The organism is Pseudomonas sp. BF-B-26, from assembly GCF_019956495.1.
GTDB lineage: Bacteria > Pseudomonadota > Gammaproteobacteria > Pseudomonadales > Pseudomonadaceae > Aquipseudomonas.
The window spans coordinates 56,038-71,421 of sequence record NZ_JAHBDP010000074.1 but is presented as its reverse complement, the minus strand read 5'-3'; the positions used below and the strand labels follow the sequence as shown (position 1 = coordinate 71,421).

Sequence of the window (15,384 nt, the reverse complement as noted above, 5' to 3'; positions counted from 1 at the left end):
GGCAGACTGACATTCAACATGGGTGGTGAATGACACTCCGCCTTCGCGAGCAAGCCCGCTCCCACATGGAAACTGCGTGCACTTCAATAGGGCAGGCGCCGGCAATCAGCCCGGCGCCGGTGCAACTCAGACGCCTTCGAGCATCGCGTCCGCCGGCGCATCGAAGCGCTGCTTGGCGGTCAATTGGAAATACAGGTAACCGGCAGCCATAAACCCGAGGAACACACACCCGATCAGTGTGTTGAACCAGGCCATCGCCACCAGGCACACCACCGCCAGGAACAGCGCAATCCCCGGCACGATCGGATAGCCCGGCGCGCGGAAGGTGCGTTCAAGGTTCGGCTCGGTTTTACGCAGTTTGAACAGGCTCAGCATACTGATGATGTACATCACGATGGCACCGAATACCGACATGGTGATCATTGCTGCCGTCAGGGTCATGCCTTGCAGATTGACCAGGCCGTCGCTGTAGATCGCCGCGATGCCGATCACGCCGCCGACCAGGATCGCCCGGTGCGGGGTCTGGAAGCGCGAGAGCTTGGCCAGGCCGCGTGGCAGGTAACCGGCCCGGGCCAGCGCAAAGAACTGTCGCGAGTAGCCAAGAATGATCCCGTGGAAACTCGCCACCAGACCGAACAGGCCGATCCACACCAGCATGTGCATCCAGCTCGAATTGTTGCCGACCACGGCTTTCATTGCCTGAGGCAACGGATCGTTGATGTTCGCCAGTTGACGCCAGTCGCCAACGCCGCCCGCCATCACCATCACGCCGATGGCCAGGAACACCAGGGTCAGAATGCCACTGACATACGCCCTGGGAATCGTACGTTTCGGGTCCTTGGCTTCTTCAGCCGCCATCGCCGCGCCTTCAATCGCAAGGAAAAACCAGATCGCGAAGGGGATCGCCGCAAAGATGCCGGGAATCGAGCCCATGGTGAACTCGTTGGCGCCCGACCAGCCGTTAAGCGCGAAATTACTGAAGCTGAAGCCCGGCGCCACGACGCCCATGAACACCAGCAATTCGGCGACCGCCAGCACGGTGACGACCAGTTCGAACGTCGCGGCGATGCTGACGCCGAGGATATTCAAGCCCATGAACACGAAATAGGCGCCAACGGCGGCGATCTTGGGGTCAAGTTCAGGGTATTGCACATTGAGGTAGGCGCCGATGGCCATGGCTATCGCCGGGGGGGCAAAGACGAATTCGATCAGCGTGGCGATGCCGGCGATCAGTCCGCCTTTTTCACCGAAGGCCCGTCGGCTGTAGGCAAACGGCCCGCCCGCGTGGGGAATCGCGGTAGTCAATTCGGTGAAACTGAAGATGAAACAGGTGTACATCGTCGCCACCATCAGAGCGGTGACGAGGAAACCCAGGGTCCCTGCGGTGCCCCAGCCGTAACTCCAGCCGAAGTACTCGCCGGAAATCACCAGGCCGACGGCAATGCCCCATAAATGCAGGGTGCCGAGTGTGGGTTTGAGCTGTGTAGTAGAAGTCATAAGTCCTCGCTGTCTTTTTTATTTTTTGATTTGTTGGACTTTCAAGTACGAAATTTTCGTGTGGAGCGGGCACGCAAAGCCCGTGCCAGAGCGGCAGGGCAATGTTTTTCGGTGTCATTGAGGACGCCATCGCTGGCAAGCCATGCTCCTACAGGTACAACGCAGTCCTGTAGGAGCCGAGCTTGCTCGCGATAGCCGTTACGCGGTATCGCGCCGGATTAGAAGAAGCCCAACGGATTGATGTCGTAGCTCACCAGCAGGTTTTTGGTCTGCTGATAGTGATCGAGCATCATCTTGTGGGTTTCACGACCGACGCCGGACTTCTTGTAACCGCCGAACGCAGCATGTGCCGGGTACAGGTGGTAGCAGTTGGTCCACACGCGACCGGCCTTGATGGCGCGGCCCATGCGATAGGCGCGGTTGATGTCGCGGGTCCAGAGGCCGGCACCCAGGCCGAACTCGGTGTCGTTGGCGATGGCCAGGGCTTCGGCTTCGTCCTTGAAGGTGGTGATGCTCACCACCGGGCCAAAGATTTCTTCCTGGAACACGCGCATTTTGTTGGTGCCCTTGAGCAGGGTCGGCTGGATGTAATACCCGGTCGCCAGGTTGCCCTCGAGTTTTTCCACCTTGCCGCCGGTCAGCAGCTCGGCGCCTTCGCCCTTGGCGATTTCCAGGTACGAAAGGATTTTGTCGAATTGCTGCTCGGACGCCTGGGCGCCGACCATGGTGTCGGTGTCCAGCGGGTCGCCACGTTTGATCGACAGCACTTTCTTCATCACGACTTTCATGAAGTCGTCGTAGATCGACTCTTGCACCAGGGCGCGGGAAGGGCAGGTGCAGACTTCGCCCTGGTTGAAGAACGCCAGCACCAGGCCTTCGGCGGCTTTTTCGATGAAGCTTGGCTCGGCCTTCATGATGTCTTCGAAGAAGATGTTCGGCGACTTGCCACCCAGCTCCACGGTGGACGGAATGATGTTTTCAGCGGCGCATTTCATGATGTGCGAGCCGACCGGGGTCGAGCCGGTGAAGGCGATCTTGGCGATGCGTTTGCTGGTGGCCAGCGCTTCGCCGGCTTCTTTGCCGAAGCCTTGCACCACGTTCAGCACGCCCGGTGGCAGCAGGTCGCCGATCAGCTCCATCAGCACGGTAATGCCCAGCGGCGTTTGCTCGGCAGGCTTGAGCACCACGCAGTTACCGGCGGCCAGGGCCGGGGCGAGTTTCCAGGCGGCCATCAGGATCGGGAAGTTCCACGGGATGATCTGCCCGACCACGCCCAGCGGTTCATGGATGTGATAGGCCACGGTGTTGCCGTCGATTTCGGCAGCGCTGCCTTCCTGGGCGCGGATGCAACCGGCGAAGTAGCGGAAATGGTCCGCCGCCAGCGGGATGTCGGCGTTGAGGGTTTCACGCACGGCTTTGCCGTTGTCCCAGGATTCGGTGATTGCCAGGACTTCGAGGTTCTGTTCGATGCGGTCGGCGATTTTCAGCAGTACCAGCGAGCGAGCCTGGGCGGACGTGGCGCCCCAGGCATCAGCGGCCGCGTGGGCAGCGTCCAGGGCTTTTTCGATGTCTTCAGCCGTGGAGCGCGGGAATTCGGCAATCGGTTGGCCATTCACTGGCGAGGTGTTGGTGAAGTACTGACCTTTGACAGGCGCGACGAACTCGCCGCCGATGTAGTTACCGTATTTGCTCTTGAACGAAACGATAGCGCCTTCAGTACCGGGGTGAGCGTAACGCATGGTGATTTCTCCTTGGCTTTTGTGCTTATAAGGGAGAGCGCATGTGCGCCTGCTATAAGCGTAGAGCAAAGGTCGGGCCACTGCGTTGCAGGTCAGGTAAATCAAGGCTTTACGCGGTTTTTGTCGGACCGGCGGACTCTGTCTGTGACGGTTTCGGTACGGCCCCTGTGACACTTTGTACCGCTTCTGGCGCAACGTGTGACGGGTCGGTCTCGCCAGCATTGCAATGCACGTCGCGCTGGAGGATGCTCGGAGCCCATATGACTCAGTCATAGCGATCTATGCACCTGCTGCATAACCTGTAGGAGCAGAGCTTGCTCGCGATGGCGTCCTGACATTCAATGTTGATGTTGGTTGTACAGACGCCATCGCGAGCAAGCTCAGCTCCTACAGGGGGTAAACCGCTCGGGAGAACAATAAGAAATGCACGACAACCATTTGAGTCGCCATGCCCAGCAGGTCCTGACCGTCACTCAGGGCAAATCCCACCTGCACGGTCCCGGCAGCGACCCGTCGATTGCCCGTTCCTGGCTGCGCTGTCTTGAGGATTATCACCTAGACCCCGCCCTGACCATGGCGCCGACAGTGCTGGAACATGGCCGCGTACTCGAAAGCCGCGAGCGCTTGCAGCAAGTGCTGCACATCGCCGGCAGCGAAATGACCAGCCTTCATCAGCAGCTCTCCGGCGCTGGCCACGCGGTTCTGCTGACCGACGCCCGCGGGGTGATCCTCAATTGCGTCACCGCGCCTGCCGAGCGGAAGATTTTCGAGCGCGCCGGCCTGTGGCTCGGCGCTGACTGGAGCGAAGCCTGCGAAGGCACCAACGGTATTGGCACCTGCCTGGTGGAGCGTCAGTCCCTGACCATCCACCAGGATGAGCATTTTCGCGGCCGTCACACCGGCCTGACCTGCTCGGCGAGCCCGGTGTTCGACCCTCACGGCGAATTGCTGGCGGTGCTTGACGTGTCCTCGGCGCGCCATGAGGTCTCTCGTCAAAGTCAGTTCCACACCATGGCCCTGGTCAATCTGTCGGCGAAGATGATCGAGAGCTGCTATTTCCTGCGTTACTTCGACAATCAATGGCTGCTGCGTTTTCATCTTCAGGCCGAATCCGTCGGACTGTTCAGCGAAGGGCTGCTGGCGTTCGACGGGGAAGGGCGAATCAGTGCGGTCAACCAGAGTGCGTTGAACCTGCTGGGGCATATTCGCGGTGGGTTGCTGGGCAAGCCAGTGGAGGCGTTTTTCGATTGTTCGCTGGATGACTTGCTCGGCCGCGCAAGTGTCAACGCCAGCGCCAGTTGGCCATTGCGTACCCGAGACGGGCGGAGTCTGTTTGCGGTGTTGCGCGGGCAGCCACGCAGCATTCCGGTGCCGGTGGTGCAAAGTGCGGTGATCGCCGAACCTTCGCGCTTATCGGGCATTTGTTTGGGCGACACGGGGTTGCAGGAGGATTTCCGTAAATCCTTGCGTGTGTTCGAGCGGGACGTACCGTTACTGATCAACGGCGAAACCGGATCCGGCAAAGAAGCGTTTGCCAAAGCCGTCCATCAGGCCAGCCAGCGAGCAGAAAAAGCCTTCGTCGCCCTTAACTGCGCGGCGATCCCCGAAAGCCTGATCGAGAGCGAACTGTTTGGCTATCGCGGCGGCAGCTTTACCGGTGCGCGCAAGGAAGGTATGCGCGGCAAGTTGCAACAGGCCGATGGCGGGACTCTGTTCCTCGATGAAATCGGCGACATGCCCCTGGCGTTGCAGACCCGGCTATTAAGGGTGCTGGAAGATCGTCAGGTAGTGCCGATCGGCGGCGAGCCGGAGTCGGTCAACGTACGAATCATCAGCGCCACTCACCGTAATTTACTGGAGCGGGTGCAGGACGGCAGCTTCCGCGAGGATTTGTTTTACCGGCTCAACGGGCTGGAAGTTGCGCTGCCGGCGCTGCGTGATCGCAGTGACAAGTCTCAGTTGCTCGACTTTTTGCTGGCCGAAGAGGCGGGCGGGGAAACCGTATTGATCGACGGTCCGGCACGCCAGGCGTTGCTGGCCTTCGCCTGGCCGGGGAACGTGCGGCAGTTGCGCAATGTGCTGCGCACGTTAGCGGCATTGTGCGACGGTGGGCGGATCGGGCTGGAGGATTTGCCGGTGATGATTCGTCAGGCTCGACCGGTGCCGGTTGTTGCCGTTGAAGAACCGTCGGAGCATCCGCTGGATGATGCTGAACGGTTGGCCTTGCTGAATGCGCTGGAACAGACGCGTTGGCATATGACTCATACAGCGGAGCAGTTGGGCGTCAGCCGCAATACCCTCTACAGAAAACTGCGTAAACACGGGATAGCCCGCTAGGCCGTTGATCGTTCCCACGCTCCGCGTGGGAATGCCTCCCCGGACGCTCCGCGTCCGCTTTTGGGGGGCAGACCAGAGCGTGGGAACGATCAGCGTGGGGACGATCATTAAAGACAGAGTGCGAATTTTCCCACCCTAAGCTAACCTGCGGCCATGTTTTACGAGGTCGACTAATGCACATTCATATTCTTGGTATCTGCGGCACTTTCATGGGTTCGATGGCGGTTCTGGCCAAAGAGCTGGGCCATCACGTGACGGGCTCCGATGCCAACGTCTATCCGCCGATGAGCACTCAGCTTGAGGCCCAGGGCATTGAGTTGACCCAAGGCTATGACCCGGCGCAGCTCGATCCGGCGCCGGATCTGGTGGTGATCGGTAATGCCATGTCCCGTGGCAACCCGGCTGTCGAATACGTGCTGAACAAAGGCCTGCCGTACGTCTCCGGCCCGCAATGGCTGGCGGATCACGTGCTGCAAGGTCGCTGGGTGCTGGCCGTCGCCGGTACCCATGGCAAAACCACCACCAGCAGCATGCTCGCCTGGGTACTGGAACACGCGGGCATGAGCCCGGGTTTCCTGATCGGCGGCGTGCCGCAAAACTTCTCGGTGTCCGCTCGTCTGGGTGATACGCCATTCTTCGTGATCGAAGCCGACGAGTACGACAGCGCGTTCTTCGACAAGCGCTCCAAGTTTGTTCACTACCGCCCGCGCACGGCGATCCTGAACAACCTTGAATACGATCACGCCGACATCTTCCCCGATCTGCCAGCCATCGAGCGGCAATTCCACCATTTGGTGCGGACCATCCCGAGCGAAGGCCTGGTGATCCACCCGACCACCGAGCCTGCGTTGCTGCGCGTCATCGAAATGGGCTGCTGGACCCCGGTGCAAACTACCGGTGCCGGCGGTCAGTGGCAGGTCAAACTGCTCAGCGAAGACGGTTCGAAATTTGAAGTGATGTTCGAAGGTGTCGCCCAAGGTGTGGTCGAGTGGGACATGACCGGCCAACACAACGTCGCCAACGCCCTGGCCACATTGGCTGCGGCGCGCCACGTCGGTGTTGTGCCGTCCATGGGCATCGCTGCGCTCAGCGCATTCAAAAGCGTCAAGCGCCGGATGGAGAAAGTCGCGCAAGTACGTGGCATCACCATCTATGACGACTTCGCGCACCATCCGACGGCGATTGCGACGACCCTCGACGGTCTGCGCAAGCGCATTGGCGATGCACCGCTGATCGCGATCATCGAGCCGCGCTCCAACTCCATGAAACTCGGCGCTCACCGTGACGGCTTGCCGGAAAGCGTGGTCGATGCCGATCAGGTGATCTGGTATGCGCCGGCCAACCTCGGTTGGGACCTGGGGGCTACTGCTGCGTTGTGCACGGTGCCGTCGATCGTCAGCGATTCGCTGGAAGGCATCATCGAGCGCGTGAAGAGCCAGGCCCAGCCCGGCACTCACGTGGTGATCATGAGCAACGGTGGCTTCGGCGGCCTGCACGGCAAACTCGCCGAGGCGCTGCAATGAACAACGGCCCGGAACGCATCACGCTGGCGATGACCGGGGCTTCCGGTGCCCAGTATGGTTTGCGTCTGCTGGACTGCCTGATTCGTGAAGACCGCGAGGTGCACTTCCTGATTTCCAAGGCGGCGCAACTGGTGATGGCCACCGAGACTGACGTTTCGTTGCCGCCGAAAACCCAGATGATGCAGGCCTTCCTCACCGAATACACCGGTGCTGCCGCCGGGCAGATTCGGGTGTATGGCAAGGAAGACTGGATGTCGCCAGTGGCCTCGGGCTCCGGCGCGCCGGCAGCGATGGTGGTGGTGCCGTGTTCCACCGGGACCTTGTCGGCTATTGCGACGGGGGCTTGCAACAACCTGATCGAGCGTGCTGCCGACGTCACCTTGAAGGAGCGTCGCCAGCTGATTCTGGTGCCGCGTGAGACGCCGTATTCGAGCATTCATCTGGAGAACATGCTCAAGTTGTCGAACATGGGCGTGACGATTTTGCCGGCGTCGCCAGGCTTTTATCATCAGCCGCAAACCATCGACGACTTGATCGATTTTGTCGTGGCGCGAATTCTCAATCTGCTGAACATTCCCCAGGACATGCTGCCGCGTTGGGGCGAACACCATCTGACCAGCGATGAATAAGCTGCTGGCAATGGTGCTGGCGCTGCAATTGGCTGGCTGCGCCACGGCGCGAACGCTCGATGCCGCCAAGCCAGGGGCGCCGGTGGTGTATTCGGGAACGCGTCTGGATTTGTATGCCTTGAATGGCGGCTGCTGCGCCATGGACCGCTTCGGCGCCGAAGCCCCGAGCTACCCTGGCGTCGACCTGCCGGCCAGCGCGTTGCTCGACACGCTGCTGTTGCCGCTGTCTGTGCTCACGGTGATCGGGGTAAGTTTTCAGGCGACGGGTGGGTTGTAAAATTGAGAGCGGCTCTTGTGGCGAGGGAGCAAGCTCCCTCGCCACAGGTCTGCGGATTATTTGCCTAACTTGCGCAACTCATCCGACTCCACAATCCGCACCCCATCCTGCTCTTCCAGCGCCAGTCGCCACATGGCACGGGCCAGTTGGCAGGCTTCGATGCCGCGGTATTTGCCGGGGATCAAACGGGACAAGGGCCCGACGAATTGCTCAGCCATACGCGGTTCCATACGCTCGCCCAGCAACAACGAAGGTCGGCAAATGGTCAGTTGCGGCCAGTCCTGTGCGCGCAATGCATATTCCATCTCGCCTTTGACCCGGTTGTAGAAAATCGGGGACCTGCGATCGGCACCCAGGGCACTGATCACGATCAGGTGCCGTGCGCCCATCTCCCGTGCACGTTTGGCGAACGCCACCACCATGTCCAGGTCCACCGCACGAAAGGCCTCTTCCGAGCCGGCTTTCTTGATAGTGGTGCCCAGGCAGCAGTAGGCGATGTCGACGCGACCATTCAATTGCGGCAGAAACACTGCTGGGTCGCCGACCGGATTTTCCAGGTGGGGGTGCTCGGCCAATGGCCGGCGTGAGGGCGCCAATACTCGTGAGATCGTGGGCTCATTGAGCAGGCGATCAAGTAAATGTTCACCGGTCAACCCGGTAGCTCCGGCAAGCAATACGTGTTGAGGCGTCAAGTACATAGTGTTTCCCCCTTGATACTCTTCAGCTTAGTTGCTCTTTGCATCCTTGCTGTCGGAGGAGACACTTCGAAGCGCTTTTCGTGCCTGCTGCTTGCGTAACAACTGCCAGTGAGAGAGGACGGTTTTCGGCGCCCAGATCTGCGGTTCAGAGGCTTCGAAGCTGTCCGCAAGCTCGCGTTCCGCAACGGTGGCCCTGGCCAGTTTGAAGGCTTGCTCCAGGTCGTCGGTCTGGTTCAGTGCCTGGGCGAACAGCGCGTCGCCGAAGTAGGTGAAGTTGGCTTCTTCCGAGCAGCCAAAGGACACGCGGTCAGCGCGCGAGGCGGTCATGATCAGGGTGCGTTCATCCTTGAGAGCCGGAATGAATCCACCGGAGTAACAGGACGAAATCACGATGATCTTGTCGCGGTTTTTCAGCGGAGAGAGCACCGTGGCGAGTTCGTCGGCCGGCAGATCGGACAGTTCCATGCGCGGCTGGTCGAGCACCAGTTCGTGTTCGCTGGAGCCGTGGCTGGTCAGGTAGATGAAGATCAAGTCTTCCGGGCCACTGCGTTCGGCCAGGGTGGCGGCGGCGCGGCGCAGGTTTTCCCGGGTGGCCATCGGCCGGTCGACGAGGTGGTCGCGATGGTTCACCAGGCGGATCTGGCCAAACGCACCAAAGCGGCTGCTGAGCATGTTGCTGACGTAATCGGATTCGCGCAGGAACACGCTTTGCTTGCCGTCACCGCCCAGGGTCAAGGTGTACAACTCGACCGCTGGGGTCGAAGCCGGCACGTTGGACAGTGCATCGTTGAGCAAACGGCCCTGTGCCAGCAAACCGAGTTCCAGGCTATCGGGCAGCAGCTTGCCATCGGCATCGCGAACCCGCTGGCCATTGACCCACGTACCGTTTTGCACCGTGCCGTCAGTCAGCACCAGGGTGCCGTGCCCCGAGTAACTGTCACCGTCGAACTGACCAATGTAAAAGCTGCCGTCGGGCAGGTTCAATCGACCTTGGCCGGAGAAGCGCCAATCGCTGAACTGGCCGATGTAATGGCTGCCATCGGCACCGATCAACTCGCCCTTGCCGTTCAGCGAACCTTCCTTGAATTGACCGAGCCAGACATCACCGTCGGCGTTCTCGTAGCGGCCCTTGCCGTGCAGTTGGTTGTTCTTGAAGCTGCCGACATACATATCGCCATCGGCGCTGTTGAACGTCCCGTTGCCTTCGAGCTGACCGTCGACGAAATGCCCGGTGAACTGATTGCCGCTGGCGTCGCTCCGTTGGCCTTCGCCGTTGGGTTTGCCGTGGGCGAACTGGCCCTGATACGAACTGCCGTCTTCGAGTTCGAGACGACCGAGCCCTGAATATTGATCGGCCTTGAATTCACCGCGGTAGGTCATGCCGTTTTCTTTGAGGGTGCCTTCGCCGTCCCGTCGGCCGGCTTTGAAACTGCCGGTGAAGCTGCTGCCGCTGGTGGTCAGCGTGCCCTTGCCGTCGAACAGCCCCAGGTTGAATCCCCCGCGATAGACTTCGCCGTTACTGCCGTGCCATTCGCCCTGGCCATGCCATAGGCCCTTGTCGAAATCGCCGGCGTACCAGCTGCCGTTCGGGTAATCGATACGGCCCTGGCCTTGCAGCAATCCGTTGACCAGTTCGCCGCGATAACGTCCACCGTCCGGCAAGCGAGCGTCGGGGGGCAACAGCGATTCGCCGTCGCCGCAAGCGGTGAGCAATAGGGTCAGAGCGAGGAGTGCAAGTGGGCGCATAGCGGGATCCGGGCAATTAGGCGACCGAGTATGCCGCAGCTGTTTGACCTTATATAGCCAGGAAACAGGAGAGGGCGCGAAACAGCGTGAGCTGCTTCGCATCCGGGATGGGTTACACGAAGCAGAGAGACAGTGGCTCGGCGATGTAGGCCGGCTTGTCCGAGCCTTCGATCTCAAGCGTGGCGGTGGCCTTTAGCAGCCATTGGCCGGGTTTCTTCTCGGTGACTTCGTTCATGTCGACCTTGAGTCGTACCCTGGAATTGACCTTCACTGGCTGGATGAAACGCACGGTATCCAGACCGTAGTTGACCACCATCTTCACCCCTTCAGGGAGGATCAGGATGTCTTCCATCAGTTTGGGAATCAGCGACAGCGACAGGAAACCGTGTGCAATGGTGCTGCCAAATGGCGTTTGCGCGGCTTTGACCGGGTCGACGTGGATGAACTGATAGTCCCCTGTGGCCTCGGCGAACAGGTTGATGCGCTCCTGATCGATGGTGAGCCATTCGGAACGTCCGAGTTCCTTGCCGACATAATCTTTGAGCTCTGCAACTGGAACATAGGGCATTGAGACTCTCCTTGGGTTCATCGGTTTTATAGTTTTGAGGTGGGGGGATTTGACCTCCCGGATTACCACTTTAGATCAACATGGCAAATGGCTCCGGTCAACTGACCATGATTTTGGCGAATGCCGGTCTATAGCGTTGGCGTGCTTATAATGCTCGGCCCGTTTGTGCGGGATGATATTGGCGGGAGATGACGGATGTTGTTACGTGGCCTGACCTGGCTGGTGCTGTTCCAATTGCTGGGCACAGCCATCAACCACTTGTTTTTACCGATACTGCCGGGGCCGATTGTCGGCCTGCTGTTGCTGTTGGTATTCCTGATCAGTCGTGGCCAGGTTGGCGAACCGCTGAGCCTCGCGGCCAGCAGTCTGCTGCGTTACCTGCCGTTGTTGCTGGTGCCGCCCGCCGTGGGTGTGATGGTTTACGCTAAAGACATTGCCGCGGATTTCTGGGCCATCGTCGGTGCGCTGGTGTTGTCTCTGTTGCTGTCCATGGCCTTCGCTGGCGTGCTGATGCAGCGCATGGTCAAGCGTCACGCTCATCGTGAGGATGGCCAATGATCTTCGACTGGCACGGCGCCTGGGCGTCGGTGATTCATCATCCGTTGTTCGGCATCGGTATTACGCTGGGGGCTTATCAGCTGGTACTGGCGGCGTTCGAGAAAACCCGCTGGATCTTTCTGCAACCGGTGCTGGTCTCGATGCTGCTGGTGATCGGCGTATTGGTGGGTTGCGGCCTGACCTATGCCGAGTACCGCAAGAGCACCGAGATCCTCAGCATCCTGCTAGGGCCTGCGACCGTGGCGCTGGCTGTACCGCTGTACCTCAATCTGCGACGCATTCGGCAGTTGTTCTGGCCGATATTTACTACGCTGGTGATAGGTGGCGTCGTCGCCACCGGCATGGGTGTATTGCTGGGCTGGTCGTTTGGTGCCGAGCACATGATCCTGATGACCATGGCGCCGAAGTCGGTGACGTCGCCGATTGCCATGCTGGTGGCAGAGCAGATCGGTGGCGTCGCGGCGCTGGCGGCCGTGTTCGTGTTGATTACCGGGGTGATCGGGGCAATCTTCGGGCCGAGTCTTTTGACCAGGCTGGGTGTGCACAGCCCTGAGGCGCGCGGTATGGCATTGGGCATGACGGCGCACGCGGTAGGCACTGCGGTGGCGATGCAGGAAAATGAAGAATGCGGCGCCTTCGCGGCGCTGGCGATGAGTCTGATGGGCGTGGCCACGGCAGTTTTCCTGCCGTTGGCGGTGTCGATGGTGGTGTAAGGAAATGTCTATGAGCTTGCCGCTTTTTCCGCTGAACACAGTGTTGTTTCCTGGCTGCATCCTCGATTTGCAGATCTTCGAGGCGCGCTACCTGGACATGATCAGTCGCTGCATGAAGCAGGGCGGTGGCTTTGGCGTGGTGTGCATCCTTGACGGTGAAGAAGTCGGCATCGCCCCGGCGGGCTACGCGCTGGTCGGATGCGAGGCGCTGATCACTGATTTCAAACAGCAGGACAATGGTTTGCTGGGCATTCGGGTGCAGGGTGGGCGGCGTTTCCACGTGTTGCGCACCGAGATTCAGCGCGATCAGCTGACTGTCGCCGAGGTCGAGTGGCTGGAGGACGAACCTGAGCAGCCGCTGCAAGACGAGGACGCCGACCTGGTTGCGCTGCTCAAAGCCTTGGCCGAACACCCGATGGTCGAAGCGTTGAACATGGGCACTGAGGCAACCGGGCAGCAGTCGTTGGCCAATCAGTTGGCGTATCTGTTGCCGTTTGCCGAAGTGGACAAGATCGACCTGCTGCAACTCGATGATCCGCAGCAGCGACTGGATGCAATTCAGGCGCTGCTGGATGAGCTGCAAGGCGAGTTGTTCGCCTAGAGCCTGCCGACTGGATCAGGCGGTTGTCGGCGTTATCAAGTCAGGCGTAAAGACCACGTCGTTGGAGAACACTTCCTTACCGGCGGGAAAGTTAATCACCGGTTTGTTTGCCGCCGCCACCTGATCGATCAACATGTCGTAGTCACTCAGGTTGTTTGCGCCGGCCCATGTCCGCTCTTCGATACTGTCAGCCTCGCCTCTGGTTGAGTGGTCGGCGTGAACATAGGATTGCAAGTAGATGTCACTGACCCGTGCTGCGCGGGTAAAGGTCGAGTTGACCAGCCAGATCCGGTCTGCGCTGAAGCCGCGGTTGGATATTGAGATATGGCCTTCCAGATCATCATCGGGAAACCAGGTTTTACCGCCGGTTCTTTTCGATTCGTCGAGCGCATCCCTGTTGAAATGATAGTTTTCACGAGCCGGGACGATCTCGATATTGCGGGTGTCGAGCAGGTAACAAAAGGCAATGTTCTGGTTGAGTCTTTTCGGGTAATAGTCCTTCTCCGTGATCCGTCCCGGTTCGCTGTCCGAGCCGCTGTCGGCATCGGAGTCTGCCGCACTGTCAACGGATTCTGTATCGCTCGACTGGGTTCGGCTCAAGTCGCCGGGGTACTTGTGGTACTGAGTGTCGTACAGAAGTTCTTTTATCCCGGATTGCTTGCCGAATTGGCGGATGTACTGTTTCGCGTTGTTCAGACTAAAGGTTGCGCTGACAGCCTTTTGTGTCGTTGAGCCCTCACCGAGATCCTGGCGCGGGAGCATATGGCCGTCCCGGGAAAATTCGAAAGGCGTGCGGTCATCGCCCCTGAACATCGCGGGTATATCGGTACGGTACAAACAGTTGTATTTATTGCGCTTGTACCCGGCGTACGCCAGTAAGCCATCGAGATAGGTGCGGGTGTAATTGGCATTGAAATCCGTAAAGCCCCGCCCGCGGTTTCGCAGGCTGAAGATTTCAGGCAGCAACTCCTCGTAGGCGTCGTCGAACCGGTTGACGTTTGTCTCATCGATGGACGTTTGTTTATGGTTCTCGGCCCACTGCGGGGCGGTGCCGTTGGCTTGTATCTCGGCGAGCATCTGTGTGAGTTGCCGGTTCGACAGGTTGTAAGGCTTCATCGTCGCCGCCACCTCATCCAGGGTTTTGTGCGGGCCGCGCAAGTTCATCCGGACTTGAAGCCGTTCAAGAAGCTTGCCTCTTTCTTCTGCGGTTATACGCGCCATCTCGACGTAATCAGGGGTGTTTCCCGTCTCTGTGGTCGGCTGCGTATCCGGCAGGCGCGGTGGTGTCGCCGGCAAACCGGGCCCCGATAGATCCTCGATCAAGGGGCGTTTTTTAGAAGGCCCTGGTTGCTCGTCGATCAGGGGCCGCTTTTGGGGAGTTGGTTGAGGATGGCGCTGGTTGAGCTGCACATTGTCGAACATCGCCTTCAATTGCCCGTACGAGTGTGGCTCCATTAACTCGGCAAATTCGTCCTGCTGCTTGTCAGGTGCCATCCAACGTCGCAATTCGTTGATCAGATGGGGTTTGCGGCGTCGGTTTGTACGCGGTTGCGCCCATTGTGGCTTGTTGCCGGTACTGGCGACCTCGGCGCGAAATCGGCTGATCTGTGCTCCGTGCAATCCGTAAAAGTCCCAGATGTCGTAGTCCGTCCAGGCGGGAATTTGCTGCGCCGGCTGATTCATCGGGGTGTCTGGCGGATCGACTTTGACAAAATGTCCGTTGATATCGACAAAAGCATATTGGGTCGTCGGACCGACGAGCGGGTCCGCGTCCTGTTTTTTATGCATCACCACATACCCATGAAGATTGGTTGCCTGTGGGTCCCAGGTGTAGTGGGCAATGTCGACGTAGCTTTGTGCGGGGAGTTGTTGTGCAGACGCCGGTTGTGGCGCAGGCGATGGTTTGATCGAGGACTCGCCGGGCAGCGACTCGGCATCCAGGCGCCAGGTTCTGCTATCTGGGTTGAGCCGCAATGTAGGTCCCGAGGCCGTCAGTTCATTACGCCGTTTTGCCCGATACATTCCGACAGCGGCGTCGAACTCGACAAGCACCGTTCCACCGGACTGAATATCGACGTACCGGCGTTGTGCCTGGACTCTAAACCCGTCAGCGTCGGGTGCAGGCAAGAGGTTTGAAGAGGATGTGGACAGACGGAACAGGTGCAGTGGGTCGGAGCCGGAAGCGGCGGTTGGTGCTCCGGCAGTGGGGGTGTCCTGGACATTCAAGGCGGGCAATGGCAGCAGAGAAGGCTGAGTCAGGGAGGGGCCAGAGATGGGTAACAAGGGGGCTGGCGGCGTAGTGTCCGATGACATGCCTGCCTGCAGATTTGGGCGAACGATTGCAGAGCGCCCTGTCCCCTGCAGTGGCGGCAGATTCAATGCGGGTGGTTCAGGTATGTTTATTTTCGGTATTGAAGATACTGGTGGTTTTGGCATGTTGGAATCCTTTCCAATAGTGGCCTGAAAGGGACCGGCTCCCGGAAGTCGAGGGCCGGTCT

Annotated in this window: 13 protein-coding genes; 7 read left to right on the top strand and 6 right to left on the bottom strand. The window is 59.7% G+C overall.

The annotated features are described in order from the left end of the window. Nucleotides 1-126: 126 nt before the first annotated feature. Nucleotides 127-1,497, bottom strand: a complete 1,371-nt coding sequence (gene eat / locus KGB03_RS15345; RefSeq protein WP_192410805.1) for an ethanolamine permease — start codon at nucleotides 1,495-1,497, stop codon at nucleotides 127-129. Between the two features lie 218 nt (nucleotides 1,498-1,715). Further along, entirely contained in the window at nucleotides 1,716-3,236 is a 1,521-nt protein-coding gene (locus tag KGB03_RS15340) for an aldehyde dehydrogenase family protein (protein WP_024164580.1), read from the bottom strand. 423 nt (nucleotides 3,237-3,659) lie between these two features. Here KGB03_RS15340 and KGB03_RS15335 point away from each other — a divergent pair, with 423 nt between their 5' ends. The 4 genes from KGB03_RS15335 (at nucleotide 3,660) to KGB03_RS15320 (ending at nucleotide 8,002) form a co-directional block, all read left to right on the top strand. Further along, nucleotides 3,660-5,573, top strand: coding sequence for a sigma-54-dependent Fis family transcriptional regulator (locus KGB03_RS15335; protein WP_223527461.1), 1,914 nt, complete (start codon nucleotides 3,660-3,662; stop codon nucleotides 5,571-5,573). 173 nt (nucleotides 5,574-5,746) lie between these two features. Beyond that, nucleotides 5,747-7,096, top strand: a complete 1,350-nt coding sequence (mpl, locus tag KGB03_RS15330; protein WP_218537567.1) for a UDP-N-acetylmuramate:L-alanyl-gamma-D-glutamyl-meso-diaminopimelate ligase — start codon at nucleotides 5,747-5,749, stop codon at nucleotides 7,094-7,096. After that, nucleotides 7,093-7,725, top strand: a complete 633-nt coding sequence (gene ubiX, locus KGB03_RS15325) for a flavin prenyltransferase UbiX (protein WP_223527460.1) — start codon at nucleotides 7,093-7,095, stop codon at nucleotides 7,723-7,725. Before mpl ends, ubiX begins: the two co-directional genes overlap by 4 nt. Beyond that, a complete protein-coding gene (locus tag KGB03_RS15320; RefSeq protein WP_111451182.1) occupies nucleotides 7,718-8,002 on the top strand; it encodes a YceK/YidQ family lipoprotein in 285 nt (94 codons plus the stop codon). The genes ubiX and KGB03_RS15320 overlap by 8 nt, the downstream gene beginning before the upstream one ends. Nucleotides 8,003-8,058: 56 nt before the next feature. Here KGB03_RS15320 and KGB03_RS15315 read toward each other — a convergent pair whose 3' ends face one another. The 3 genes from KGB03_RS15315 to KGB03_RS15305 form a co-directional block, all read right to left on the bottom strand. After that, nucleotides 8,059-8,700, bottom strand: a complete 642-nt coding sequence (locus KGB03_RS15315; RefSeq protein ID WP_218537566.1) for an oxidoreductase — start codon at nucleotides 8,698-8,700, stop codon at nucleotides 8,059-8,061. 27 nt (nucleotides 8,701-8,727) lie between these two features. After that, entirely contained in the window at nucleotides 8,728-10,446 is a 1,719-nt protein-coding gene (locus KGB03_RS15310; RefSeq protein ID WP_218537565.1) for a C13 family peptidase, read from the bottom strand. 112 nt (nucleotides 10,447-10,558) lie between these two features. Beyond that, complete coding sequence (locus KGB03_RS15305; protein WP_218537564.1) at nucleotides 10,559-11,014, bottom strand: MaoC family dehydratase; 456 nt, start codon at nucleotides 11,012-11,014, stop codon at nucleotides 10,559-10,561. A 195-nt stretch (nucleotides 11,015-11,209) separates the two neighbouring features. Here KGB03_RS15305 and KGB03_RS15300 point away from each other — a divergent pair, with 195 nt between their 5' ends. The 3 genes from KGB03_RS15300 to KGB03_RS15290 are packed head-to-tail and all read left to right on the top strand — an operon-like array spanning nucleotide 11,210 to nucleotide 12,886. After that, nucleotides 11,210-11,572: a CidA/LrgA family protein gene (locus KGB03_RS15300; RefSeq protein ID WP_223527459.1), complete on the top strand. Its 363-nt coding sequence runs from the start codon at nucleotides 11,210-11,212 to the stop codon at nucleotides 11,570-11,572. Beyond that, a complete protein-coding gene (locus KGB03_RS15295; RefSeq protein ID WP_008152800.1) occupies nucleotides 11,569-12,285 on the top strand; it encodes an LrgB family protein in 717 nt (238 codons plus the stop codon). Before KGB03_RS15300 ends, KGB03_RS15295 begins: the two co-directional genes overlap by 4 nt. 10 nt (nucleotides 12,286-12,295) lie before the next feature. After that, nucleotides 12,296-12,886 (top strand): LON peptidase substrate-binding domain-containing protein, encoded by a 591-nt coding sequence (locus KGB03_RS15290; RefSeq protein ID WP_008152802.1) that lies wholly within the window; start codon nucleotides 12,296-12,298, stop codon nucleotides 12,884-12,886. 15 nt (nucleotides 12,887-12,901) lie between these two features. Here the strand turns inward: KGB03_RS15290 and KGB03_RS15285 are convergent, their stop codons facing one another. After that, nucleotides 12,902-15,322, bottom strand: a complete 2,421-nt coding sequence (locus KGB03_RS15285) for a hypothetical protein (protein ID WP_223527454.1) — start codon at nucleotides 15,320-15,322, stop codon at nucleotides 12,902-12,904. Nucleotides 15,323-15,384: the final 62 nt, after the last annotated feature.

Coding starts and splice junctions, on each gene's coding strand:
- eat (WP_192410805.1), bottom strand. CDS start 1,497: ATGACTTCTACTACACAGCTCAAACCCACACTCGGCACCCTGCATTTA.
- KGB03_RS15340 (WP_024164580.1), bottom strand. CDS start 3,236: ATGCGTTACGCTCACCCCGGTACTGAAGGCGCTATCGTTTCGTTCAAG.
- KGB03_RS15335 (WP_223527461.1), top strand. CDS start 3,660: ATGCACGACAACCATTTGAGTCGCCATGCCCAGCAGGTCCTGACCGTC.
- mpl (WP_218537567.1), top strand. CDS start 5,747: ATGCACATTCATATTCTTGGTATCTGCGGCACTTTCATGGGTTCGATG.
- ubiX (WP_223527460.1), top strand. CDS start 7,093: ATGAACAACGGCCCGGAACGCATCACGCTGGCGATGACCGGGGCTTCC.
- KGB03_RS15320 (WP_111451182.1), top strand. CDS start 7,718: ATGAATAAGCTGCTGGCAATGGTGCTGGCGCTGCAATTGGCTGGCTGC.
- KGB03_RS15315 (WP_218537566.1), bottom strand. CDS start 8,700: ATGTACTTGACGCCTCAACACGTATTGCTTGCCGGAGCTACCGGGTTG.
- KGB03_RS15310 (WP_218537565.1), bottom strand. CDS start 10,446: ATGCGCCCACTTGCACTCCTCGCTCTGACCCTATTGCTCACCGCTTGC.
- KGB03_RS15305 (WP_218537564.1), bottom strand. CDS start 11,014: ATGCCCTATGTTCCAGTTGCAGAGCTCAAAGATTATGTCGGCAAGGAA.
- KGB03_RS15300 (WP_223527459.1), top strand. CDS start 11,210: ATGTTGTTACGTGGCCTGACCTGGCTGGTGCTGTTCCAATTGCTGGGC.
- KGB03_RS15295 (WP_008152800.1), top strand. CDS start 11,569: ATGATCTTCGACTGGCACGGCGCCTGGGCGTCGGTGATTCATCATCCG.
- KGB03_RS15290 (WP_008152802.1), top strand. CDS start 12,296: ATGAGCTTGCCGCTTTTTCCGCTGAACACAGTGTTGTTTCCTGGCTGC.
- KGB03_RS15285 (WP_223527454.1), bottom strand. CDS start 15,322: ATGCCAAAACCACCAGTATCTTCAATACCGAAAATAAACATACCTGAA.